16 protein-coding genes, 1 tRNA gene and 1 riboswitch are annotated in these 23,180 nt (G+C 38.9%); of the genes, 12 read left to right on the forward strand and 5 right to left on the reverse strand.

What is annotated here, in order from left to right; translation table 11 throughout:
- Positions 1–10: 10 nt before the first annotated feature.
- Positions 11–1,072: a YeiH family protein gene (locus HXT53_RS03115; protein ID WP_020759525.1), complete on the reverse strand. Its 1,062-nt coding sequence runs from the start codon at positions 1,070–1,072 to the stop codon at positions 11–13.
- 248 nt (positions 1,073–1,320) lie between these two features.
- On the opposite strand from HXT53_RS03115, the gene HXT53_RS03120 reads away from it, so the two are divergent.
- The 3 genes from HXT53_RS03120 (at position 1,321) to HXT53_RS03130 (ending at position 7,010) form a co-directional block, all read left to right on the forward strand.
- A complete protein-coding gene (locus tag HXT53_RS03120) occupies positions 1,321–1,689 on the forward strand; it encodes a DUF488 domain-containing protein (protein ID WP_004115283.1) in 369 nt (122 codons plus the stop codon).
- A 344-nt stretch (positions 1,690–2,033) separates the two neighbouring features.
- Positions 2,034–3,323 (forward strand): uracil-xanthine permease family protein, encoded by a 1,290-nt coding sequence (locus HXT53_RS03125; protein ID WP_004115278.1) that lies wholly within the window; start codon positions 2,034–2,036, stop codon positions 3,321–3,323.
- 132 nt (positions 3,324–3,455) lie between these two features.
- On the forward strand, positions 3,456–7,010 hold the full coding sequence (locus HXT53_RS03130; protein WP_102720671.1) for a UPF0182 family protein: 3,555 nt from the start codon (positions 3,456–3,458) through the stop codon (positions 7,008–7,010).
- An 86-nt stretch (positions 7,011–7,096) separates the two neighbouring features.
- Here the strand turns inward: HXT53_RS03130 and HXT53_RS03135 are convergent, their stop codons facing one another.
- Positions 7,097–7,888, reverse strand: a complete 792-nt coding sequence (locus HXT53_RS03135) for an ABC transporter permease (RefSeq protein WP_004111838.1) — start codon at positions 7,886–7,888, stop codon at positions 7,097–7,099.
- A 314-nt stretch (positions 7,889–8,202) separates the two neighbouring features.
- On the opposite strand from HXT53_RS03135, the gene HXT53_RS03140 reads away from it, so the two are divergent.
- From HXT53_RS03140 to mfd, 3 genes are all read left to right on the forward strand, one after another.
- Positions 8,203–9,255 carry an ABC transporter substrate-binding protein gene (locus HXT53_RS03140; protein ID WP_004111836.1) on the forward strand — a complete coding sequence of 351 codons (1,053 nt, stop codon included), beginning with the start codon at positions 8,203–8,205 and terminating at the stop codon, positions 9,253–9,255.
- Between the two features lie 164 nt (positions 9,256–9,419).
- Positions 9,420–10,019, forward strand: coding sequence for an aminoacyl-tRNA hydrolase (pth, locus tag HXT53_RS03145; RefSeq protein WP_004111835.1), 600 nt, complete (start codon positions 9,420–9,422; stop codon positions 10,017–10,019).
- Positions 10,009–13,611 carry a transcription-repair coupling factor gene (mfd, locus tag HXT53_RS03150; protein ID WP_248902380.1) on the forward strand — a complete coding sequence of 1,201 codons (3,603 nt, stop codon included), beginning with the start codon at positions 10,009–10,011 and terminating at the stop codon, positions 13,609–13,611. The genes pth and mfd overlap by 11 nt, the downstream gene beginning before the upstream one ends.
- A gap of 33 nt (positions 13,612–13,644) precedes the next feature.
- Here the strand turns inward: mfd and HXT53_RS03155 are convergent, their stop codons facing one another.
- The 3 genes from HXT53_RS03155 to HXT53_RS03165 all read right to left on the reverse strand — a co-directional run bounded on the left by HXT53_RS03155 (position 13,645) and on the right by HXT53_RS03165 (position 16,433).
- On the reverse strand, positions 13,645–14,385 hold the full coding sequence (locus HXT53_RS03155) for an ABC transporter ATP-binding protein (RefSeq protein ID WP_004111829.1): 741 nt from the start codon (positions 14,383–14,385) through the stop codon (positions 13,645–13,647).
- 58 nt (positions 14,386–14,443) lie between these two features.
- Positions 14,444–15,448 (reverse strand): ABC transporter substrate-binding protein, encoded by a 1,005-nt coding sequence (locus HXT53_RS03160; protein ID WP_421780675.1) that lies wholly within the window; start codon positions 15,446–15,448, stop codon positions 14,444–14,446.
- 187 nt (positions 15,449–15,635) lie between these two features.
- The gene (locus HXT53_RS03165; RefSeq protein WP_004115260.1) at positions 15,636–16,433 is read right to left on the reverse strand and encodes an ABC transporter permease; all 798 of its coding nucleotides are present in this window, start codon (positions 16,431–16,433) and stop codon (positions 15,636–15,638) included.
- Positions 16,424–16,526: riboswitch (TPP riboswitch) on the reverse strand. (Overlaps the previous gene by 10 nt.)
- 148 nt (positions 16,527–16,674) lie before the next feature.
- Here HXT53_RS03165 and eno point away from each other — a divergent pair.
- The 6 genes from eno to HXT53_RS03195 all read left to right on the forward strand — a co-directional run bounded on the left by eno (position 16,675) and on the right by HXT53_RS03195 (position 23,107).
- Positions 16,675–17,970: a phosphopyruvate hydratase gene (eno, locus tag HXT53_RS03170; protein ID WP_004111823.1), complete on the forward strand. Its 1,296-nt coding sequence runs from the start codon at positions 16,675–16,677 to the stop codon at positions 17,968–17,970.
- 221 nt (positions 17,971–18,191) lie between these two features.
- The gene (locus HXT53_RS03175; protein ID WP_004111821.1) at positions 18,192–19,106 is read left to right on the forward strand and encodes an L-lactate dehydrogenase; all 915 of its coding nucleotides are present in this window, start codon (positions 18,192–18,194) and stop codon (positions 19,104–19,106) included.
- A 185-nt stretch (positions 19,107–19,291) separates the two neighbouring features.
- Positions 19,292–19,912: an FtsB family cell division protein gene (locus HXT53_RS03180; RefSeq protein ID WP_048730273.1), complete on the forward strand. Its 621-nt coding sequence runs from the start codon at positions 19,292–19,294 to the stop codon at positions 19,910–19,912.
- A 60-nt stretch (positions 19,913–19,972) separates the two neighbouring features.
- A complete protein-coding gene (locus tag HXT53_RS03185) occupies positions 19,973–21,601 on the forward strand; it encodes a DUF501 domain-containing protein (RefSeq protein ID WP_174143063.1) in 1,629 nt (542 codons plus the stop codon).
- A 41-nt stretch (positions 21,602–21,642) separates the two neighbouring features.
- Positions 21,643–21,726: transfer RNA gene (locus tag HXT53_RS03190), tRNA-Leu, on the forward strand.
- 211 nt (positions 21,727–21,937) lie between these two features.
- Complete coding sequence (locus tag HXT53_RS03195) at positions 21,938–23,107, forward strand: branched-chain amino acid aminotransferase (protein ID WP_004111815.1); 1,170 nt, start codon at positions 21,938–21,940, stop codon at positions 23,105–23,107.
- Positions 23,108–23,180 lie beyond the last annotated feature (73 nt).

The raw sequence follows: 23,180 nt of genomic DNA on the forward strand, positions 1-23,180 counted from the left end.
GTCTGTTCTATTAGAAGAACAAAATACTTGCACCACAAGCTAACACAACTAGCACTATAGAAGCCAAGAAGCTTGCCAAGAATGCTGCTTTTCCTTGCTTAAATATAACTCTAAAGTTTACGTTGATTCCAAGAGCAGCCATAGCCATTCCAAGGAAGACGTATCCTGCGTCAACAAGGAGGGATGCGTAAGACGAAACAAAAGGCACATACGTACCAATAACGGATGCTGCAATAAATCCAAGCATAAACCATGGGAAGTTGATTTTGCGCTTTCCGTTATCTTCTACTTGGCTGTGACGAGCATTCCACCAAATTGCAATAAAGATTGATGTAGGAACAAGCATAAGAACTCGTGTAAGCTTCATGATTGTTGCAACGTCAATACTCCCAAAAGCTCCGCCTGCTGCAACAGCGTGTGCAATTTCGTGAAGGGACGCTCCAGCAGCAATTCCAAGCTGCTGCTTAGTCATTCCAAAATGAGGAAGAATAAAGATTTCTGCCAAAGCATAAATTGTGCCCATTATTGCAACTGTTGCAACAGCCATAACTTCGTTTTGTTCTTTTTCATCCTCTTCTTGTGGAGGTACAGGCATGGAGCCAGAAAGACCCATAACAGCTGCCGCTCCGCAAATACTTGTTCCACCTGCTGTTAGCATTGCAAGCTGAGGACTTACTTTAAGAAGTTTTGCAATGTTATAAGTAACGCAAACCATAACAGCAACGAGTACAGCTGCGATTGGTAGGCACTTTAAACCTTGAGTAAATAGAACGTGCAAATTTAGCTTAAAGCCTAGCAAAATAATACCTAGTCGAAGTAGTTTATTTGCAATTAGACCAGCAGAAGATTTAACTCCAGCTCTTCTAGAATCATTATTCAACTTGTATACGTGCAAAGGCAGCTGCAGGGCCATGCCAATAAGCAACGCAATGATAAGTGCTCCCAAAAGGCTTAAGCCTGGGAACTGCTTGAGCCAGCTACCAATTAAGGAAGCTAGAAGAGTCAACACTGCTATAAGAGCCATGTTGATGGTGCAGATTTTCTTTTTCCATGTATCAAAGAAATTAACCATTTAGCTAAGTATTCTCTCATAATCGGACAAAAATGAACAAAAATTCAAAAAAATTTAAACATTTATTTGCATTTCGGCTTGATTACAAGCAACACGCTAAAAATAAAAATCACATAATAAAACATATTCGATAAAAATCTATCGTAGTTTTGTATTAGTTCCATTCGGATTGTGATTAATTAAATCTTGTTGAAAAAAATCATAATTGTGTAATCATTATATGTAGTTAAAGAGGTAATGAGGTAATTATGTGCAATATTAATATTCAAATTAAACGCATTTATGAATCATCTGATGAACATGATGGCTTGCGAGTATTAGTAGATAGATTGTGGCCTAGAGGGATAAGTAAAGAAAAGGCAAATCTTGATTTGTGGTGTAAAGATATTGCTCCATCAAGTGATTTGCGAAAATGGTTTGGGCATAAGTCTGAGCGTTTCGAAGAATTTGCTAATCGTTATATTGAAGAGTTGGACGAGAATCAAGATTGTGTAAACCAAATCGTAGATATATGTAGAAAAAATAAAAAAGTAACGTTTTTATATGGCGCGAAAGATCTGCGTATAAATCATGCAATTGTGTTAAAAGATTACATTCAAAATGTTTTGCAAAATTAAGATTGTAATAAGCAGATTTAATACGTAAGCAAAAGTTTATAAGTATAAACTTTTATTAGTATTAATTAGTTGTGTTTTATCTGTTTTCGACACACCGATTTTCCTTGATATTTCAATGAAAATCACATGTAAATTTGTTATTTTTAAAATTGCCTCGACACTTTATGATTAGTACATTAGAATGACCATTTGGCTAAGGGGCGGCGGTTGATGGCGACCTCTGCGGAAGCTGCCAAACCTGCGCTCGAGTAGTGCTTGTTTTTTTTTTTTAAGCTGGCGCTTGTTTTTTGTAGTTGTTCGACTACAAACATATATACGAACTCGTTTTACACAAGGAGAAAACGATGAAATCGTTGTTTACATGGCAGCTTCATGGTGACGGAAAAACTTTGAAGCCAGGAGAAGTAGTAGAGCCAGATGAGCGTCTAACTTGGACTCGTACTGCTGGTATTGGCGCTCAGCATGTTATTGCTATGTTTGGCGCAACATTCTTAGTGCCAATTCTTACAGGCTTTGATCCGTCTACTACTTTAATGTTCACGGCTCTTTCCACAGCACTGTTCTTGTTGATTAACGCAAATAAGCTTCCTAGTTATTTAGGAAGCTCTTTTGGTCTTATAGCACCTGTTATGGCTGTAACTGCTGCGCATAAAGGTATTGCTGTAGCAAGCTTTGGCATTATGTGCACGGGTATTCTTCTTGCTTTAATCGGTGTGCTTGTGCATTTTGCAGGAGCAAAGTGGATCGACATTATTATGCCTCCTGTTGTTAACGGTGCAATCGTTGCAATCATTGGCTTTAACTTGGGTCCAGCTGTTTGGGGTAACTTCCAAAAGGCGCCAGATACTGCTTTAGTAACTTTGGTTGCAGTTATGCTTATTGCAGTAATTTTCCGCGGTCTTCTTGGACGTTTAAACATTTTGCTTGGTGTTCTTGTTGGCTACGCTTACGCATGCTTCCAGGGTCAAGTTGACTTTAGTAAGATTGAGCAAGCTTCTTGGATTGGATTCCCTAAGTTCCACACTCCGCAAGTTGACTTCTCTGTTTTGCTTATGTTCTTGCCAGTTGTGCTCGTTCTTATTGCAGAAAACGTTGGTCACGTTAAGTCTGTAGCTCAGATGACTGGCCGCGACTACGATTCCAAGATTGGTACCGCTTTGTTTGCAGACGGCTTAGGTACTGCAATTGCTGGGTGCTTTGGCGGCTGCGGTACTACAACATATGGCGAAAATATTGGCGTTATGGCTGCAACAAAAGTGTATTCTACTGCCGCTTATTGGTGCGCTGCATTCTTCGCATTCGTATTAAGCCTCTGCCCAAAGTTTGGTGCAATCGTAAACTCCATTCCAGCAGGCGTTTTGGGCGGCGTAACCACTTTGCTTTACGGCATGATTGGCATGATCGGCGTGCGCATTTGGGTAGAAAACAAAGTGAACTTCGATAAGCCAGTTAACATTATGATTGCTGCAATCGTTATGATTATTGGCATTGCCAACTTCCAATTTGCTATTTCTGGAATTCAGTTCAACGGTATTGCAATCGGCACTGTTGTTGTGTTGGTTGTGTACCACATTATGAAAGCAATTGGAAAGCTTACTGGAACAATCGCTAAAGACGATCCAGATGTTGCTTAGCATAAATGCTTCAATATGATTTAATTTAATCAAATTAGGCGCGTTCGCTACTTTGTGAGCGCGCTTTTTTGTAATTATTTTTGATTACACAACAAGTAGATTGGGAATAATTAATATAGTATTATTAACTTTATGTCGAAAGTCATCATAGAAATAATCATTGGCGTTGCACGGGCTGCTTTTGGCGCGTATATGGCTAAAAAACCTGAAAACACTAAGGTGTATAAGCGTTCTGATTATTCAAGCGATGGAAAGAAAAAGAGCAATCAAAATAATGATTTTGCCGATACTTCTGCAGATGATTCTATTGACCAAGATGTAGTTGTAGAAAGCATTGATGAAGATAATAGCAGTGTCAATGTTGTTGATAAAGATGCTTCTAAAGATGAGTCTAATAGTGAAAACAAAGATAAGACTTCTTCAAAGTTTGCAAAAAAAATAAAAGATTTGGCAGACTATTATAGTGACGATGATGACCTTGGTGACCTCTTTAGCGATATATTAGAAGCTAAGAAAAAACTAGAAAACGAAGGTGACTCGCCCAAAAATAGCGATACTAGCGATGCTAGCGAAGATAGTAAAGATAGTAAAAGCAATAAAAGCGATAATAAAAGCTCAAACAGTAAGGAGAATAATCGCTATATGAGAATAGATTTTGATGTAAATAAGTTTGTTGGAAAATCAAGAAAATGGCGTTGGATTATTGTTGCAATAGTAGTAGCAATAGCTTTTATATGCTCAATTATTTTTGGTTTTTCTACTTTTATTACAGATTGCATGTGGTATGCGCAACTTGGATTCGAGAGCGTAATCTGGATTCAACTAGCTGCTAAAATCGGCGTTTGGGCTTTGTACGCTCTGCTTATGGCTGCGTTTGGGTATTTGTCTGCATATATTGCGATTAAAAAACGCCCTGGAAGCGAAGATGGCGTATATGTTAAAGAAAAAGGCAATATTTTAGACACTAAAAAGGGAATAAGTTCTAAGCTTGCAATGCATGTTGCAGGAGTTGTGTCTTTGATTGTAGGCGCTGTGTTTGGAATGCAATTCTACAATCATTGGGTGCAAATTTTGCTTATGTTTAACTACCAATCATTTGGTATTAAAGATCCGCAATTTGGATTTGATAACGGTTTTTACGTGTTTGTTTTGCCAGGATTGCGTCTTTTTACTAGAGCGTTTATTGTTCTTCTTGCTGTTTCTTTGCTATTTAGCGTTATAACAAACGCTTTAATGGGAGCTGTAAGGATTACGCTGCCTGTAGGAGGCAAGGGCATTTTTAACATAACTAAAAGTGCAAGGCGCCAAATTTCTGCATGGTTTATGCTCGTTATTATTTTCTGGTCCGTTTTGCAAATATTAGATGTATTTGCGATTGTAAATTTGGATGGTTCTAAGATTACTGGCGGATCTTACACAGATATGAATGCTGGCGTTCCTTCCAGCATTGCAATGGCTGTAATAACACTAATTGTTGGAATTGTTATAACAACGTGGCTGCTAAAGTCTCATGCTCTTAATGGAAATGTAAAAATCGGTACGCGTTTTGCTGTAGCTGTTAAAGCTTGGCGCACGCCTGCTATAGCTGTTGCGTCTTTAGTCGTATGCGCTATGGTTTTGTCTTTTGCTTGGCCTGCTCTTTTGCAACGTTTTAAGGTAGCACCGAATGCTCAAGAATTAGAAGCCACTTATATTCAGCGAAATATTGATGCAACTAAGTTTGCGTATGGCTTAAATAATGTTAAAAAAGAATCGTATAACGCTACTTCGGAAGGAAAGTCGGGAGCGCTTGCAAAAGAAGCGGAGTCTACTGCACAAATCAGGCTTTTAGACCCTCAAGTTACTTCTCCAACATTCCGCCAATTGCAGCAATCTAAGCAATACTATACTTTTGCAGATACTCTTTCTGTAGATAAGTATGACATTGATGGCGTGAGTCAAGACACGGTTATTGCTGCAAGAGAGCTTGATTTAGCTGGAAACGATAATCGAAATTGGGTTAATGACCATACTGTTTACACGCACGGATATGGCGTGGTTGCAGCATACGGAAATAAGGTTACTGCAGATGGTCAGCCGCAATTTATGGAATATGGAATTCCAACTCAAGGAAAGCTTACAAAGTTGAAGAAGTATGAGCCGCGTATTTACTTCTCGCCAAACGCTCCAAAGTATTCTATTGTTGGTTCTCCAAAAGGCACTGCTCCTTGGGAATTTGATTATCCAACTGGTTCAAATGGTGCTTTAACAACGTTTAAGGGAAATGGTGGACCAAGAGTAGGAAACTTCTTCTCTAGGTTGTTGCACGCTATTCGTTTTGAGTCAGATCAGATTCTGTTCTCTGATAGAGTTACTTCTGATTCGCAGATTTTGTATGATCGTGATCCTAAGACTCGCGTTTCTAAAGTTGCTCCATACTTGACTTTAGATGGACGCGTTTACCCAGCGGTTGTTGACGGACGAGTTAAGTGGATTGTTGACGGATACACAACGTCCGATTCTTACCCATATTCGCAAATGACTGATTTTGGTCAGGTGACTCAGGATTCTACAACCACAACATCTCGTTCTATTAAAGGCTTAACGAATCAGCGAGCAAACTATATTCGCAATTCAGTTAAAGCTACTGTTGATGCTTACGACGGTTCGGTTGATTTGTATGTTTGGGATAAAAAGGACCCTGTGATTAAGGCTTGGAGATCAATATTCCCAGGTCATTATCACGATATTTCTAAGATTTCTGGCGATTTGATGAGTCATATTCGATATCCAGAAAGCTTGTTTAAAGTGCAAAGGCATTTGCTTGCAAAGTATCATGTTGACAGCGCAAGTCAGTTCTTCTCGGGAGAAGACTTCTGGCAGACTCCAGTAGATCCTACAGAATCTCAAAGTCTTCAGCGAGAAGATATTTTGCAACCTCCATACTATTTGACTTTGCAAACTAGAGGAGCAAACAAACCAGTATTTTCGCTTGTTTCCACATATATTCCTGCTGGAAAAATCACTCGAGAAATCCTAACTGGATTCTTGTCTGTAGATTCCGATGCTGGAAATGTTGCTGGAAAAGTAAGCGAAAATTATGGCAAACTAAGACTTCAAGAGTTACCTAAAGTTTCAAATGTTCCAGGACCTGGTCAAGCTCAAAACAACTTTAATGCTAATGCAAATGTTTCTAAAGAGTTGAATTTGCTTGAATCTGGCTCAACCAAAGTTAAGCGTGGAAACTTGCTTACATTGCCTCTTGGTGGAGGATTGGTTTACGTAGAGCCTGTTTACGTACAATCTAGCGGTTCTACGAGCTATCCATTGCTTAAGAAAGTATTGGTTGCTTTTGGAGATCAAGTTGGATTTGCTGACACTTTGGATGAAGCGTTAAACCAAGTGTTTGGAGGAAACTCCGGCGCAAACGCTGGCGATGCTTCCAATAATTCTGGCTCAAATGAAAATGTCTCCAATAAAAATAATGCAAATAATTCCAATAAGAGCGATGCTAAAAGTAGTGCAAATGCACCTGCAAAATCTAATTCTATTAGTGAAAAAGCTAGGATTGCACTTAAACGAGCAGCTCAAGCATTGAAGGATTCTGATTCTGCAATGAGATCAGGGAATTGGCAAGCATATGGAAAGGCTCAAAAAGAGCTTAGCGATGCTATTAATGATGCAATGAGTGAAGAAGCTGTTAAGTAGAATTAGAAGACAGTTTTGGAACAATAAAAATTAATGCCGAGCATAATCGATTACATTATGCTCGGCATTAATTTTATATATCAGTTTTACAGTTGATTATCTGGATCTTCATCGTCTTCCACAGGACCTAGAAGAAGTTTTTCAGCTGTATTTATAACAAGCATTAGAAGAGCTGTAAGAATTATTATTGCTATAGTTGCTGAAAAAATAAGTGGAGTTCTAAAAGAGTTATATGCGGATTGAAGCCAAATACCTAAGCCGTTTCTAGCTCCTAAATATTCTGCTGTAGCAGCTGTTCCCAAAACATATGCTGCGCTAATTTTAATTCCTCCGAAAATTTGCCTAGCCGCTACGCGCAACTTAACATGCCACAAAGTCCAAGTAGCATTAGCTCCACAAGTTAATGCAACATCGGTATAAAAACTAGGAACTGCGTCTAATCCTCGAACAGTTTGAACAGCAATAGGAAACATACTAAAAATCATTACTATTACTATTTTTCCAGACATTTCAAATCCAAACCAAATCAAGAAAATTGGTGCAATAGAAATTAAAGGCATAGTTTGAGCCGCGCACAGTAGTGGGAATAAAGCAGACTTAACTAGCTTAGAAACATGGAAAAATACGCCCAGAAGAATTCCGCATATTATTGCTAGTGCAAAGCCAATAACTGTTTCTTGAGTTGTTATTAGTGCAGCAGGCAATAAAGTAGGGAATGATTCAATTGTGTCTTGAGCAATAGAAGTTGGTGCAGGAATAAGATTTGGCGATATCTTATAGTGTTGGCAAGCAAATTGCCATAGAATCAGCACAATTGCTATTGATATTACAGTTGGCAGACACTTTGCAAGCGTAGTCTTTAAACGCGATTGCGTCATTTATTTTCAATCCTTTTCTTGAATATTAAACTAGTGACATAAAAATAGCGACTGCTGCCCCAATCGCATAAATTCAGAAATAAGAATAGCACGTGTATTCTATCAGAATCTTATGTTTGTAACATGATTATTAATTTGTCGATTGAATCGTGCATAATCAAAATGTTTCGTGAGTCAATGTGTGGCAAACCTAGTCAAACTCTTAGCTTGATAGGGGGCATTGAACGGCGCGGGCTAGGCCCTTGATACCGTTTTCTGCCAAGTCTGTGCTGCATTTCCCAGAAAATGGTAAGTAAAAACAAAGTAGGGAACTCATGAATATGCGTGTTTTAAAGCGTGGTCTTGCGTTTATTCTTTCTGCATTTTGTGTATTATCTCTTTCTGCATGTGGATTTGAGGATAATAATCAAAATTCGAATCTTCGTAAAGTATCTTTTATGCTTTTTTGGGCACCAGATACGAATCATATTGGTATCTATGTTGCAAAGCATAAAGGTTGGTTTAAGGATGCAGGATTAGATGTAGATTTGCTTGCTGTTGCTCCAACTGGTTCTGAACATGCTGTAGACAGTGGTGCAGCTGATTTTGCTCTTACTACATTAACTAATGTTGCTGATTCTTCTACAAAGGGAGCTAATCTTGAGCAGGTTATGCAAGTGCAGCAAAAACCAAGTGCAATCTGGTGTGCTCTTGCTAAAAACAATAAGATTCATTCTCCTAAAGATTTTGATGGAAAAACTTACGCGTCTTTTGGTGCTGCAGAAAGTGATGTTGTAATTAACAGAATGATTCAGCATGATGGCGGCAAGGGTAAATTCGATAAAGTTACTGTTGGAACCTCAACTTTCCGTACTCTTGAATCTGGAAAAGCAGATTTTGGTGGGTTTTATGCGACTTGGGAAGGTGTCCAAGCAGATATGTTCGGTCCTAAGCTTCGTTGTTTTAGGTCTAGAGATTATGGAGTTCCTGGTCAGCCAGATACGATTGGTATTATTACTAATAAGCGAACAATTAAACGTGATCCTAAGCTTGTTCGCGCATTCGTTAAAGCTGCAAAGCGTGGGTATGAATACGCGTATTCACACCCAGATGAAGCATCTGACATTTTGGTTAAAGAAGCTAAAGATGCAAATCTTAATCCAAAATTTGTTAAACGCAGCATGAAACTGATCGTCGATGGTCAGTATTGGGGAAACCACGCAGATATTAAAAGTGGAAAGTTTGTGTTTGGTACAAGTGATGTTAAAGGTGCTCAAGACTACTTTAACTTCTTAAGCCAAGGAGGAGCTTACACTGATGCAAAAGGTAAGGTAACTCATAAAACTCCTCAAGCTAAAGAATTATCCACCGACGAATTCTTAAAATAGTTTTTGCGAAAGTTTTAAACAATAACCGCATTATTTAAACAATGACCGTCTTATTGGTAGAATAGTGCACAGTATATGAGGGCGTATCGAGAGCCTACGTATTTAAGTAGTATTCAATCGGTACGCCCATTTTGTTGTTGAGTTTATGAGTTGGAGTGTGCGCTATGGCATCGGATTTTTGGCTGATTGTAGGACTTGGAAATCCTGGATCGAAGTATGAAGGTACACGTCATAATATGGGATTTATGGTTGCAGACGTGCTAAGTGAGCGTTGGTCAATATCTTTTTCCGACCATAAGGGCTTGTCAAAATTAGGCAAGGGAGTAATGAATTTAGACGGTAAATCGGCGAAGTTTTTCCTCGCTAAGCCGCTCACATTTATGAACGATTCTGGTGCTGCTGTTTCGTCAATAAGCTCGTATTATCAGATTGAAACTGACCATATTGTGATTATTCATGACGATATGGATTTGGATTTTGGTCGGATTAAAGTAAAATCTGGCGGTTCTGCTGGAGGTCATAATGGTATTCGTTCTATTGATCGCAGTCTTGGAACTCCGCAATATGCTCGTGTGAGAATGGGTGTGGGGCACGCTCAACGCGGAGCGCACGCGCATGATAATACTGTTAATTGGGTTTTGGGTGGTTTTGCTGGTGCGCAAAAATCTGAACTTCCTAATTTTTTGGCAGATGGTGCTGATGCAGTAGAAAGTGTGATCTTCCGCGGACTTAGCGCCACTCAGGAGCATTTCAATGGCAAATAAATCTGATTTTTTTGCTAACAATATGTCAGATTCTAAAGATTTTATAAATTCTAACGTTTCTTTTGAAAATATACTTAAAGATATTTTAGATAAAAATGAAGCGTTTAAATCTTTAGTTTCTAACGTGCTAGATTTTCCGAATCCGCTTACTGTAGCATCTCCTTTAGGTTCTAGACCTGCTATAGCAGCTGCAATATCAAAGAGTAGTCCTGTTGTTCTAATTACTCCATCTGGTAGAGATGCTAGTGACGCTGTTTCTTCAATACGCGATTGGTATGATGGAGATCCTCAGGATATTGCCGAACTCGAGGCTTGGGAGACTCTTCCTCATGAGCGTCTTTCTCCTAGAGCAGACACTGTGGCAAGTAGAATGTCGGTTTTTAGAAGATTAAAACATCCTCAAAGTGGCAAAAATAGAATGTTTAGCCCAATTCGTGTGCTTGTTATGCCAGTTCGTTCTATTATTCAGCCAGTTGTTGAAAATATTTCAGACGTGGAGCCTCTTGTTTTTGAATGTGGTAAAGAAGTTCCTATAGATTCTGCTGTAAAACGTCTTGTTGAAAACTCATATAATCGCGTTGAGTTGGTTATGAATCGTGGAGAATTTGCAGTTAGAGGTGGAATAATAGATGTTTTTTCTCCAACGATGAATCATCCTGTTAGAATCGAATTTTTTGGAGACGAAATCGACACGATTAAGCAGTTTCATGCATCTGATCAACGCACATACGGTGAGAATATTAATAGTATTTGGGCTACTGCTTGTAGAGAATTACAGCTTACAAAAGATATTCAAAATCGTGCAAAATCTTTGATTGGTAAAATTCAAAATGCTGACGACATGTTGGAATCCATATCGAATGCAATACCAGTAGAGGGTATGGAGTCGTTGCTTCCAGCATTAGTTGACAAAATGGAACCAGTAGAAAATCTGCTTCCAAAAAATTCTATAATATTGATTTCTGACCCAGAAAAATGTAGGCGCGCAGCTCAAGATTTAAGTAGAACTGCTAATGAATTTTTGGCAGCAAGCTGGCATGTAGCTGCATCTGGTAGAGGAGCAGGTGCTCCAATAACATTCGATCAGGCGAGTTTTCTTGATTTTGATGAAACTTTAGCAAGCTTAGAAAATAAGAATCATCAGGTAATAAATTTAACGAGTTTTGGATCTGATAAGTCGCAAGCAACCGTAGGTCTTAAAGAATCTGACGAAAATAAAATTGTAAAAAATAGCCGTCTAGGATTGAGCATTAAATCTCCTCAAGAATTTAGAGGAGACAATGAAAAGATTTCTAGTGGAATATCTGGTCTTATAGCAAACGGATTTAAAGTTTACATAATTGCATCCGCATATGGAACCTTATCTAGACTAAGTCGCGCAATACAATCAACTGGAATTTTTGATTTTGTACCGATTCAATCGCAAATAGTGGACGGATTCATAGATGAACAAAGTAAAATCGCTATTCTTACAGAAAGAGATTTGACTGGAAAAACATCTTCTGCAAGCGCGCTTAAAACTCCTAGGAGAAGACGAAAATCAATAGACCTTCTAGATCTTAAACCAGGCGATTTTGTTGTTCACGATCAGCATGGAATCGGCAAATTTATAGGCATGAGGCAGCGAAATATAAAAACCTCAAGTGGAGAAGCTACTCGTGAATACTTGGAAATTGAATACGCGCCAAGTAAACGTAATGCGCCTGCCGACAAGCTTTTTATTCCAACCGATCAACTCGACTTGGTTAGCAAATATATTGGGGCTGAAATTCCAAAGTTAAACAAACTTGGAGGATCAGATTGGGCTGCTACAAAGGCAAAAGCTAGAAAGCATGTTCAAGAAGTTGCAGAGGATTTAATCAAATTATATTCAGCCAGAGCATCTACTAAAGGTTTTGCCTTCAGCTCTGACACTCCGTGGCAAAAAGAGCTGGAAGATGCATTTCCGTATCAAGAAACGCCGGATCAGCTTACTACTATTGACGAAGTTAAACAAGATATGCAGAAGCCAATTCCAATGGATAGGTTGATTTGCGGAGATGTTGGGTTTGGTAAAACGGAAATTGCTGTTCGAGCTGCATTTAAAGCTGTTCAAGACGGTAAACAAGTAGTTGTTCTAGCGCCAACCACTCTTTTGGTTCAGCAGCATTACGAGACTTTTACTAACCGTTTTTCTGGCTTCCCTGTAACAGTTGCCGCAATGAGCAGATTCCAGAGTGCAAAAGAAATAGACGCTACAATGCAAGGAATAGAATCAGGGCAAGTAGATGTTGTTGTTGGAACTCATAAACTTTTAAATCCAAATATAAAATTTAAAGATTTAGGATTAGTGATTATAGACGAAGAACAACGTTTTGGTGTTGAACATAAAGAAACTTTAAAAGCTCTACGAACAAATGTAGATGTGCTTAGCCTTTCTGCAACGCCTATTCCTAGAACGCTTGAAATGGCTGTTACGGGTATTCGTGAAATGTCTACGCTTGCTACGCCTCCAGAAGATCGTCTACCAGTCTTGACTTATGTTGGAGCATATGAAGATGCACAAGTTGCAGCCTGTGTTAAACGTGAATTATTGCGTGGAGGACAAGTATTTTACGTTCATAATCGCGTAGAAGATATTAGTAAAATTGCCTCTAATATTCAAAAACTTGTGCCAGATGCTCGAGTGGCGATTGCGCACGGAAAAATGGGCGAGAAGCAACTTGACACTATTATTCGTGATTTTTGGCATAGGGATATTGATGTTCTTGTTTGCACTACGATTATTGAAACAGGATTAGATATTTCTAATGCAAATACGCTTATTGTAGATCACGCTGACAGATTCGGTTTAAGTCAGCTTCATCAATTACGAGGACGAGTTGGAAGAGGTCGTGAGCGCGCATACGCATACTTTTTGTACGATCCTACTAAGCCTATGACTCAGCAGGCTCACGACAGGCTTGCAACAATCGCTCAATATACTGCTCTTGGCTCTGGTTTTGATGTTGCTATGAAGGATTTGGAATTGCGCGGAACTGGCAATTTGCTTGGAGATGCTCAGAGTGGGCATATTGAAGGAGTCGGATTCGATTTATATGTTCGGATGGTATCTGAAGCTGTTGAAAAATATAAGGAACCAGATCATAAAGAGTCCATATCTGTTTCTATTGATTTGCCAATAGAAGCCTCAATTCCAGTATCTTATATTGATTCAGATAAATTACGTTTGGAAGCTTATAGGAAGCTTGCTGAGGCTCAGAATGATGAAGACTTAAAAGAGATTTTCAATGAGTTAAGCGATAGATATGGAAATCCTCCTAAATCCTTACAAACATTATTTGATGTTGCAAGATTACGTTTTAAAGCTAAACAAATGGGTATTAATCAAATAAGCATGCAAGGTAAAACTGTGCGCGTTATTGGCGTAGATCCAGCTCAATCTGTTTGGATGCGTTTGAGTAGGATCTACAGGGGAGCACAGTTTAAGCCTGTAACCCACACAATGATTTTTCCATCTCCTTTTGCGTCTGTTTTAGGGGATTCATCGTCTATGAGTGAAAAAGAGATAGTCGAATGGGCTAAGCAACTTTTAGAAGACATTGATTGGTAAAAATTAATAGGTGAATTTTAAATAGTGAACATGTCACTTTAAGGCAAGTCTTAAATCATCTTCAATAGAAACATGATTTGTAGGTCTTCCTTGCGAATCAACACTGCTCCTATCGATATTCCATTGCCTTGATATTACGCCATTTTGAAGCATTAGAATACGATCTGATAATCTTACAGCTTCCGCAATATCGTGAGTAACCATGATTGTGCTCCAGCCGTTTTGTGTTCTTAGCTTAGCTAGAAGATCTTGCATGTCTAGTCTTGTTAAAGCATCTAATGCGCCGAAAGGTTCGTCTAAAAGCAATAGCTCTGGGTTTCTTACTAATGCTCTAGCTAAAGAGACGCGTTGAGCTTGACCGCCAGAAAGTTGAGAAGGCCATTTATTGGCGTATTCTTCTAATTGCATTTTGCTAAGAGCATTATTTGCAAGTTTTTTAAGATTGTTTTTACTGTCTGAAAGACCAAAAACAACGTTTTCACCAATTTTTAGCCATGGGATTAATCTTGCATCTTGGAATCCTATAGCCTGCATGTCTGTAACGTTTATACTGCCGCTTGTAGGTTTTAATAAACCAGATATTACTTTAAGAAGCGTTGTTTTTCCGCAACCTGATCTGCCAATAAGTGAGACAAACTCGCCTTGCTTAATGTTTAAATTAATATCTTTCAAAACCTTATAAGTGTCGTCAAATGCTACTTCAATATGCGTTAAAGAAACACAGTAGGAATTGTTGACATTATTAGCATTATTTTCATTGTTTTGAATGTTCATATTAACTCCTACTGTGTTTTGATTTTGAAAATTATTTAGCGTATTTTAAAGGTTTAGGTTACTTGCTGCAATCCATTACGGAATCATCCAAGTTTGTTGGAGCTTGCTTAATTAAACCATATTTTACGTATTCTTTTGCCTGAACCTTCATCATTTCTAAGCCTTTCTTATCGATTGGCTTAATTGTTGGATTATCGAATTTTTCAATCTGCTTAATGATTGTATCGCTTGCTCCAAGTTGCTTATAAGCATTCCCGATAACATTCTTTTCTTTATGTGACTTATTAGCTTCGCGAACAAGAGCATTATACATTTTTTTAACGAGCTCAGGATGCTTCTTAGCAAATTTTCTAGAAACAATGTGAATGGTAACATTCATGTTGCCATACTTTTTAGCGTTAACAAGTAATTTTGACCCAGGGGTTGTCATCGCTGCAGCAAGATTCTGATCGAATGAGGAAATTGCATCAATCTGTCCAGATGTAAATGCTGCCTGGAAGTTCTTAGGGCTCATCTCTACTTTATGCACTTTAGAAACGTCTAATCCGCTTTTATCGAATGCGCGGTGAAGCATGTAATCGCCAGTATCACCGTTGTGAATAATAGCAACTTTCTTTCCATATAAGTCTTTTAGTGTTTTTGCGCCGCTTTTTGCGGATGCAACGATTCCTTGAGAATCACCATTGTAATATTCGAGCGCAAATGCAACCCAAGGTTGACCTTCTGCAATCAAATCAATAAATCGTCCAGTTCCAGTAGTTGTTGCATCAGCGCTTCCGCTCATAACTGCGGTAAGACCATCAACTGGAGTGTATGGTCCAGTATAGGTGACTTTTGCTTTTCCAAATTCTTCCTGAAGGAATTTTTCATTTTTTAACGTTGTTAAATAGTTTGCTGTAGAAAGATAAGCAACCCTCATTATTCCCGTATCTTTGCTAGAAGATTGGGAGTTATTTGCAGGTTTTTGAGCTCCGTCGCAAGATGCAAGGGCGATAGTTGCGCAAAAAGCGCATATTGCTGCAATAGAGCGTTTGCTAGCAATTTGTATTTTGAAATTAGCCATGATTTGGCTCCTTTACCTTTATTTTGTGTTTTTCTTATTTGGTTTATTTGGTTGTTGATTAAATTTTGTTGATTAAATTTTTATAAAAATTGACTTATTTTTAAAAGTATCGTTAAAAGTATCTCTAAAATTCACAGAGGATTTTATAAATTCTTTATTTACGTGAATTTCTAAAATCAACTCTTTGTTAAGATTCTCTATTTACTCTGCGTTCTGGCATAAGCCAATATTCGAATATGTTTGCAGTAACTTCTGATCCAAGTCCTGCAATCGCATATAAAATAATGCATGCCATCATTTGATCTGGTCTAAAGAATTGTTGAGCTCTAGAAAGAATATATCCGATTCCTATTGAAGAATTAACTGTTTCACAAGTAACTAAAGCAACCCATGCTACGGAAATTGAAAATCGCAATCCTGTCATAAAATTAGCTAGTGTTCCTCGCATAAAAATTGTTGTAAAAACAGTCGATTTTTTAACGTTATAAGCCTTTGCAAGTTCTATTAGTTTAGGGTCAATGTTCCTTACTCCATCTCGAATATTGACATACATTGGTCCAAAAACACCAAGCGCTATAAGCATTATTTTCATCATTTCGTCCACACCTAGAAAAATGATCAATAAAGGTGCTAATGCTGGGAATGGGATGGATCTGAGCATATGACTTGGTTTATTTATTACTGATTCTCCTATTTTGCTTCCGCCAGAAATGATTCCAGATGGCAAAGCAAAAGCAATTCCTAAAAGAAGACCAGCTACAACTCTAAATATGCTTATTGCAAGAGACGGTAGTAATATTCCTTCGTTGTTTAAGTCAACAAATGCTTTTATTACCTCGCTTGGAGATGGCAAAGCGCGATTTTCGGCAGGAGTTAAGGTTGTTAAAAACCATAAAAAAAGAATCGCTATAGTAGAAAGCCAAGCTTTTAAAGAAATAAAAGCTTTATGATGCAGTTTTGCAATCGCGCTAAAAAGGTTATTCATAACGACATTCCCTTCGATAGTTTTAGCTATATCAGGTTCGACGGGTATAATCTCAGCAATTACAATTAAATAATTGCACCCCGTGTCAGTTTGTTATTATCGTATAAAGGCATGGACAAATCGCGAAACGCTTAGATTATATAGGCTTGTATCTTTAACGACTTACGCTACGAAATAACGTCCATAAAACGCATTAATCTTGAATATGTTACACAACCAACAAAATGAATAAGGAGTAGTTGTGGCAGCTATTGAAAGCGTATATGCACGCGAAATTTTGGATTCTCGTGGAAATCCTACCGTTCAGGTTTATTTGGAGACCGAAGATGGCGCTCAGGGTATTGGCTTAGTGCCTTCTGGTGCTTCGACTGGTGAGGCTGAGGCTTGGGAGCGTCGTGATGGCGACAAGTCCCGTTATCAGGGCAAGGGTACTTTGGAAGCAGTTAAGGCTGTTAATGAAGTAATTGCTCCAAAGGTTATTGGCATGGATGCCTCTGACCAGCGTGCTCTTGATGAAACCATGATTGAGCTTGATGGCACTCCAAACAAGGGTAAGCTTGGCGCAAATGCTATTCTTGGCGTTTCTCTTGCTGCTCTTTATGCAGCTGCTGAATCTGCAGAGCTTCCATTGTATCGTTACATCGGCGGAACTAACGGACATATTCTTCCAGTTCCAAACATGAACATCATGAACGGTGGCGCTCACGCTGATTTTGCAACTGATATTCAGGAATACATGATTTCTCCATACGGTTTCGCAACTTACAGCGATGCTTTGCGCGCTGGTGTTGAGGTTTATCACACCTTAAAGAACGTTTTGAAGAAGGAAGGCTTGGCTACTGGTCTTGGTGACGAAGGTGGCTTCGCTCCAAAGATGAAGTCCAACGAAGATTCCTTGAAGTACATCATGGATGCAATCGAAGCTGCAGGTTACGAGCCAGGAAAGCAGATTGGTATTTCCCTCGATGTTGCTTCTTCTGAGTTCTACAACAAGGAAACTGGCAAGTATCGTTTCGACGGCGAAGAGCGCGAATCTGCTTACATGCTTGATTACTACGAGAAGCTCATCAACGAGTATCCAATCGTTTCCATCGAAGATCCATTCCAGGAAGAAGGCTGGGATGATTGGGCAGCAATCACCAAGCGTCTTGGTGATCGTTTGCAGTTCGTTGGCGATGACTTGCTCGTCACCAATCCAAAGCGTTTGGCTAAGGGTATTGAGCTTGGAGCAGCTAATTCCTTGCTCGTAAAGTTGAACCAGATTGGTTCCGTTACCGAAACCCTCGACGCTATTGAGCTTGCAACCAAGAATGGCTTTACTTCTATGGTTTCCCACCGCTCTGGTGAAACCCCAGATACAACCATTTCTGATCTTGCTGTTGCTAAGAACACTGGTCAGATTAAGACTGGTGCTCCTGCTCGTGGTGAGCGTATCGCTAAGTACAACCGCTTGCTTGAGATTGAGGAAGAGCTTGGCTCTACCGCTCAGTACGCTGGTTACAGCGCATTCAAGGCTTGCAAGAAGTATATGAAGTAATATACTAGGGCTTTTATAAGTTATTCATAAGACTTGTTTAAGCTTTTTAAGCTTTGAGCTGAAGCTTATTTTCGGTCAGTCGCAATAAAATGCGGCTGGCCGTTTTTGTATATTTTCAATGATTTCTTAAAATTTTAAAAAAATTTTTCTAAAATTACTTTCATTATCTCCAGAATAGTGCTATTTTTATGAAAAACTAAAAACAGAAGGAGATGTTTCATATGAGAAAAGTCGCTGTTATAGGCATGGGTAATGTTGGTGCTGCAGTAGCCCATCAGCTCATTATTGGTGGTCACGTTGACGATTTGTATCTTTATGATTCAAATGAAGCAAAAGTTAAGGCTGATGCTCTTGATTTTGAAGATTCAATGGATAATGTGCCTTTTAACGTTAATATTACAGTAAATGATTATGAAGCATTAAAAGACGTAGAAGTAATCGTAAGCGCCTTGGGTCATATAAAACTTTTGGATGTTCCTCATCCAGATCGTTTTGCGGAGCTTAAGTATAACCGTAAAGAGGTTGCAGAAGTTGGTGCAAAAATTAAAGCTTCTGGATTCCATGGCGTTTTGATAGATATCACTAATCCTTGTGATGCTATTTGCCAGCTCTACAAGGAAGCTACTGGACTTCCATACGAAAGAGTTATTGGTACTGGCACTCTTCTTGATTCTGCCCGTTTGCATCGTGCTGTAGGAAAGTTCTTCGGAGTTCATCCTAAGGCAGTTAAGGGTTATAGTTTAGGCGAGCACGGCGATTCACAGTTCGTTGCATGGTCTACGGTAAAAGTGTTAGAGCAGCCAATTACTGATCTTGCTGAGGAAAAGAACATTGACTTGGATGCTGTTGATGATGAAACTCGCGAAGGCGGTTTCACTGTGTTCTATGGAAAGAAATATACCAACTACGGTATTGCTGCAGCAGCTGTTCGTTTAGTGAATGCTGTAATGACGGATTCTAGAGAACAGATGCCTGTATCCAATTATCGTGAAGAATATCATTCTTATCTTTCTTATCCAGCGATTGTTGGTCGAGATGGCATTATTGAGCAGTGCAAGCTTGATTTGACTGAAGAAGAGTTGCAAAAGTTGCAGCATTCTGCAGATACGATTTTGAGCAAGGCTCAAATGGAATAGTTGGGAATCTAAGTTTTAAAAGAATTTTGAGTATGATTTTGTGACCAGCTCCTATATATGGATAGCTGGTCACAATTTTTGTATTTTGGCGTGTATTTTGTTCATATTGTGTAATAATGATTTTTTAGGCTAAAAGTAAATATAAGGTGTATTTACACGTCGAATATTTAAAGTAACTTAGAAGTATGGTTTTGAGAAATCGCCGCACGGCAACAAGTACAGTTGATGAATCAAATCAGCCAAAGAAAAAAAGGCTGTTTTCTGGTTCGTTCGTATTTGTTTTTATGATAGTAGTGGCGTTTCTTTGTTCTATAGAATTTGTTTCAACAATTCGAAATTATGCGTTAAGCTTGGCTGAATTACACGCTTTGCAAAGAGATGAGTCTGCTCTAAAAGACAAAAAACAGGAGTTGGATAATAATATTGATCGTTGGAAAGATAAAGCGTATGTTACTGCACAAGCTAGGGATAGGCTAGGATTCATATTCCCTGGAGAGCAGGCTGTTAGAGTTGAACACCCAGAAGCTGTTACAGGAGTTGTGCCAAAATCATTTAATAAAGATGAATCACAGTATGAAGAAAGAAAAGCTCTTCCTTGGTATAGTGATTTGTTCTATTCTCTTCATAAAGCAGATAAGCCAGATGATATGAGTATGAAATCTCAAAACGATGACGTTGACGATTCTAATAAAGATAAGACTTCTAAGCATAATAAAATGGATAAAAGTCGCCAGCAAAATGAGCATCAGAAAAATAAATCGTCAAAATCTACAGATAAGAAACAGAGTAATACAAGTAGACAGTAGTAAGAAAATATTAAAGTACTTTATTTTAAAATCATGCAAATGCATAGGGGAGTTAAAAACATGGATTTGAATATACAATCCTTAGTGGATAGTTTGTTGGAAAACCCTGCAAGTGATGCAGATAAAGACATTGTTAAACGTCAATTGGGAAGATTCCCTAGGGGCATGGTTGCAGTTGGAGCTAGATGCGCTTGTGGACGTCCTCTTGCTGTTATTACAAGACCATGCTTAGAAGATGGAACTCCTTTTCCAACTACATGCTACTTAACAAGTCCAGAAGCGGTTAAAGCAGCTTCGCATCTTGAAGCACAAGGTTTTATGAAGGAATGCAACAATTTATTGAATAATGACAATGATATTGTTAAAAAATATGAGCAGGCACATAAATACTATTTAGAGTTTCGTCACGAATTAGCTATTCGATTAGAAGATAGTGAAGAGCATATTAAAGATATGAGTGCTGGGGGTATGCCTGTTCGTGTTAAGTGTTTGCATGCCTTGCTTGCGCAAAGTCTTGTAATGGGCAAAGGTGTGAATCCTATTGGCGATATGGTGTTAAGCAAGGTAAAAAATGAATTTGACCCTAATGTTTGTAAGTGCACTACTCCTTGGAGTGATGATGCTAATGAAATTGAAACTGAGAAATTATTAAATACAAAATCTTTTAACACCAATACAATCGTTGGAACTAATAAATCGGTTTGCGTAGCAGCAATTGACTGTGGCACGAATTCGATTAGATTAAAAATTGCAAAAGTTAATGCTAATGGTATGCGCGATGTTGTTCCTAGAATGCTTAGAGTTGTAAGACTTGGTCAGGGAATTGATGAAACGCATATGTTTGCTGAAGATGCCTTGCAGAGAGTTAAATCTGCTGCCAAAGAATTTGCAAAAGTGCTTAGCGAACACAAAATAGATGCTATTCGTTTTGTAGCAACATCTGCAACTAGGGATGCGCTAAATAGAGACATTTTTGAACAGATGATGTTTGATGAGCTTGGCGTACGCCCTGAAGTTATTAGCGGAACAGAAGAAGCTGCTTTGAGCTTTTTGGGAGCAACAAGTGTTGTTTCTAGAAAAGATTTGCAAGCCCCTTATGTTGTTGTAGATTTAGGTGGTGGGTCTACTGAGATTGTTCTTGGTGGAGACGGCGTGAATATTGCGGAAGATAAAGTGGATTCCGCGTATTCAATGAATATTGGTTCCGTTAGAATGACTGAGAGACACTTGCATACAGACCCTCCAACAGAAGAAGAAATTTCTTGTGCTATAAAAGATATTGACAAAAATATAGACGAAGCTTTTAAGCATGTTAACGCTGGTAAAGCTCGCACGATTATTGGTGTTTCTGGCACTGTTACAACTATGGCAGCCCTTGCTATTGGATTAAAGCATTATGACCATAAGGCTGTTGATGGAGTAAAAATCGCGTTGGATCAGGCGTATACAGTTAATGACAGGTTCTTGCATATGACAAGAGAACGTAGGCGTACTTATACCACTATTCATCCTGGAAGGATTGATGTTGTTGGTGGAGGTGCAGTTGTGTTGAGTCGTGTGCTTGAACGACTTGCAAAAGCGGCGTATGAAGACCATGGTGGAGTTCTAGATACTTTTGTTGCTAGTGAGCATGGTTTACTAGATGGAATCACGTTAGATTTGGGTCGTAGAATTCTCGCCACACGCTGAGTTGTTTTTAATTGTATTATATGGCATAATAATTGTCTGTTGCCTCCGTGGCGGAATTGGCATACGCATCAGACTTAAAATCTGACGCCCTTACGGGCTTGTGGGTTCGAGTCCCACCAGAGGCACAAATGTTACGCTGCGAGTTTATTTTTTACGTATTTAATGTTAATTTTTTGTTGCAATTCGTAAGATTTTTGGTTTAATTAGTCTTTTTTCTATAAAAATATCTGTTTACAGTCTTGCGTTAATCGAGAATCGTACTAATCTATACCATTAATTGCAATAAAAGCAATAATAAAAATACAAGTAATATCGCAAATTAGGAAAAGAGACATAATGGCTGATTTAGAGGTTGCTCCAGACTTTAAAAATGCCTATGATTCTTACGATCATAGTGATTCTGATCTGTTGAACAAACTGGCTGGCAATTTTACTGTTTTGCCTAACGATAATCCTGTTTCGGATGCAAAGCGAGCAGAGCTGATTGATAAGCCTGCTTTTGGTCAGATTTTCTCCGACAATATGGTCCATATGTCTTGGACCAAGGGAGAAGGCTGGTCGGATAGACGTGTTGAGCCTTATGGGCCATTAAAAATGGATCCAGGTGCTTCTGTGTTGCATTATGCCCAAGAATGCTTTGAAGGTTTAAAAGCATACAAGCGAACTGATGGATCCATCTGGCTTTTCCGTCCAGATATTAATGCGGCACGATTCCAGAATTCTGCGAAGCGTTTGTATTTGCCAGATCTTTCTATCGACGATTTTATTGGATCTGTTGCAGCCTTAGTTAAGCGAGATAAAGAGTGGGTTCCAAGCCGACGCGAATATACTCTTTATATGCGTCCGTTCATGTTTGCTTCCGAGCCGTTCTTAGGTGTGCGAGAAGCTCATGAGGTTGAATATTGTGTTATTGCTTCTCCGTCAGGACCATATTTTAAAGGTGGCTTGAAGCCAGTTAGTATTTGGGTTGAAGATCAGTGGTTCCGCACTGGCCCTGGTGGTACTGGTTTTGCTAAGTGTGGTGGAAATTATGCGGCTTCCTTGCTCGGTGAATACAAGGGTATTGAACACGGTTGCGAACAGGTTTGCTTCGTTGATGCAGCAACTAAGACCTATTTGGAAGAGCTTGGTGGAATGAACGTGTTTGTTTTGCACAAGGATGGTCATTTGGAAACTCCATCTCTTACTGGTAGCATTCTTCCAGGTGTTACACGTCGTTCTATTATTCAGCTTGCAGAAGAAGCGGGTCACAAGGTTGTTGAAACTATGATTCCACTTCAGGGATTGCTTGACGATATTCGCTCTGGTGAGGTCACTGAAGTCTTTGCCTGCGGAACTGCTGCGATTATTACGCCTATTGGTCGCTTTAAGTCAGATGACTTCGATCTTAAGGTTGCTGATGGTGGAGTTGGTGAGTTGACTCAGGCTTTGCGTGATGAATTGCTTGGTATTCAGCTTGGAGATGTTGAAGATACTCACAACTGGATGTGGAAGGTGTGCGACTAGTTAAAAGCTGTTTAAGAGCTATTTAAAAGTCGTTTTAAATCCGTTAGAGTTTTTAGTATTTGGCGCGTCATTT

It is taken from the genome of Gardnerella sp. KA00390 (assembly GCF_049244075.1).
Classification (GTDB): domain Bacteria; phylum Actinomycetota; class Actinomycetes; order Actinomycetales; family Bifidobacteriaceae; genus Bifidobacterium; species Bifidobacterium vaginale.

Coding starts and splice junctions, on each gene's coding strand:
- HXT53_RS03175 (WP_004111821.1), top strand. CDS start 18,192: ATGAGAAAAGTCGCTGTTATAGGCATGGGTAATGTTGGTGCTGCAGTA.
- HXT53_RS03125 (WP_004115278.1), top strand. CDS start 2,034: ATGAAATCGTTGTTTACATGGCAGCTTCATGGTGACGGAAAAACTTTG.
- HXT53_RS03160 (WP_421780675.1), bottom strand. CDS start 15,448: ATGGCTAATTTCAAAATACAAATTGCTAGCAAACGCTCTATTGCAGCA.
- HXT53_RS03155 (WP_004111829.1), bottom strand. CDS start 14,385: ATGAACATTCAAAACAATGAAAATAATGCTAATAATGTCAACAATTCC.
- HXT53_RS03135 (WP_004111838.1), bottom strand. CDS start 7,888: ATGACGCAATCGCGTTTAAAGACTACGCTTGCAAAGTGTCTGCCAACT.
- HXT53_RS03195 (WP_004111815.1), top strand. CDS start 21,938: ATGGCTGATTTAGAGGTTGCTCCAGACTTTAAAAATGCCTATGATTCT.
- HXT53_RS03130 (WP_102720671.1), top strand. CDS start 3,456: ATGTCGAAAGTCATCATAGAAATAATCATTGGCGTTGCACGGGCTGCT.
- HXT53_RS03165 (WP_004115260.1), bottom strand. CDS start 16,433: ATGAATAACCTTTTTAGCGCGATTGCAAAACTGCATCATAAAGCTTTT.
- HXT53_RS03140 (WP_004111836.1), top strand. CDS start 8,203: ATGAATATGCGTGTTTTAAAGCGTGGTCTTGCGTTTATTCTTTCTGCA.
- pth (WP_004111835.1), top strand. CDS start 9,420: ATGGCATCGGATTTTTGGCTGATTGTAGGACTTGGAAATCCTGGATCG.
- HXT53_RS03185 (WP_174143063.1), top strand. CDS start 19,973: ATGGATTTGAATATACAATCCTTAGTGGATAGTTTGTTGGAAAACCCT.
- mfd (WP_248902380.1), top strand. CDS start 10,009: ATGGCAAATAAATCTGATTTTTTTGCTAACAATATGTCAGATTCTAAA.
- HXT53_RS03120 (WP_004115283.1), top strand. CDS start 1,321: ATGTGCAATATTAATATTCAAATTAAACGCATTTATGAATCATCTGAT.
- HXT53_RS03180 (WP_048730273.1), top strand. CDS start 19,292: ATGGTTTTGAGAAATCGCCGCACGGCAACAAGTACAGTTGATGAATCA.
- HXT53_RS03115 (WP_020759525.1), bottom strand. CDS start 1,072: ATGGTTAATTTCTTTGATACATGGAAAAAGAAAATCTGCACCATCAAC.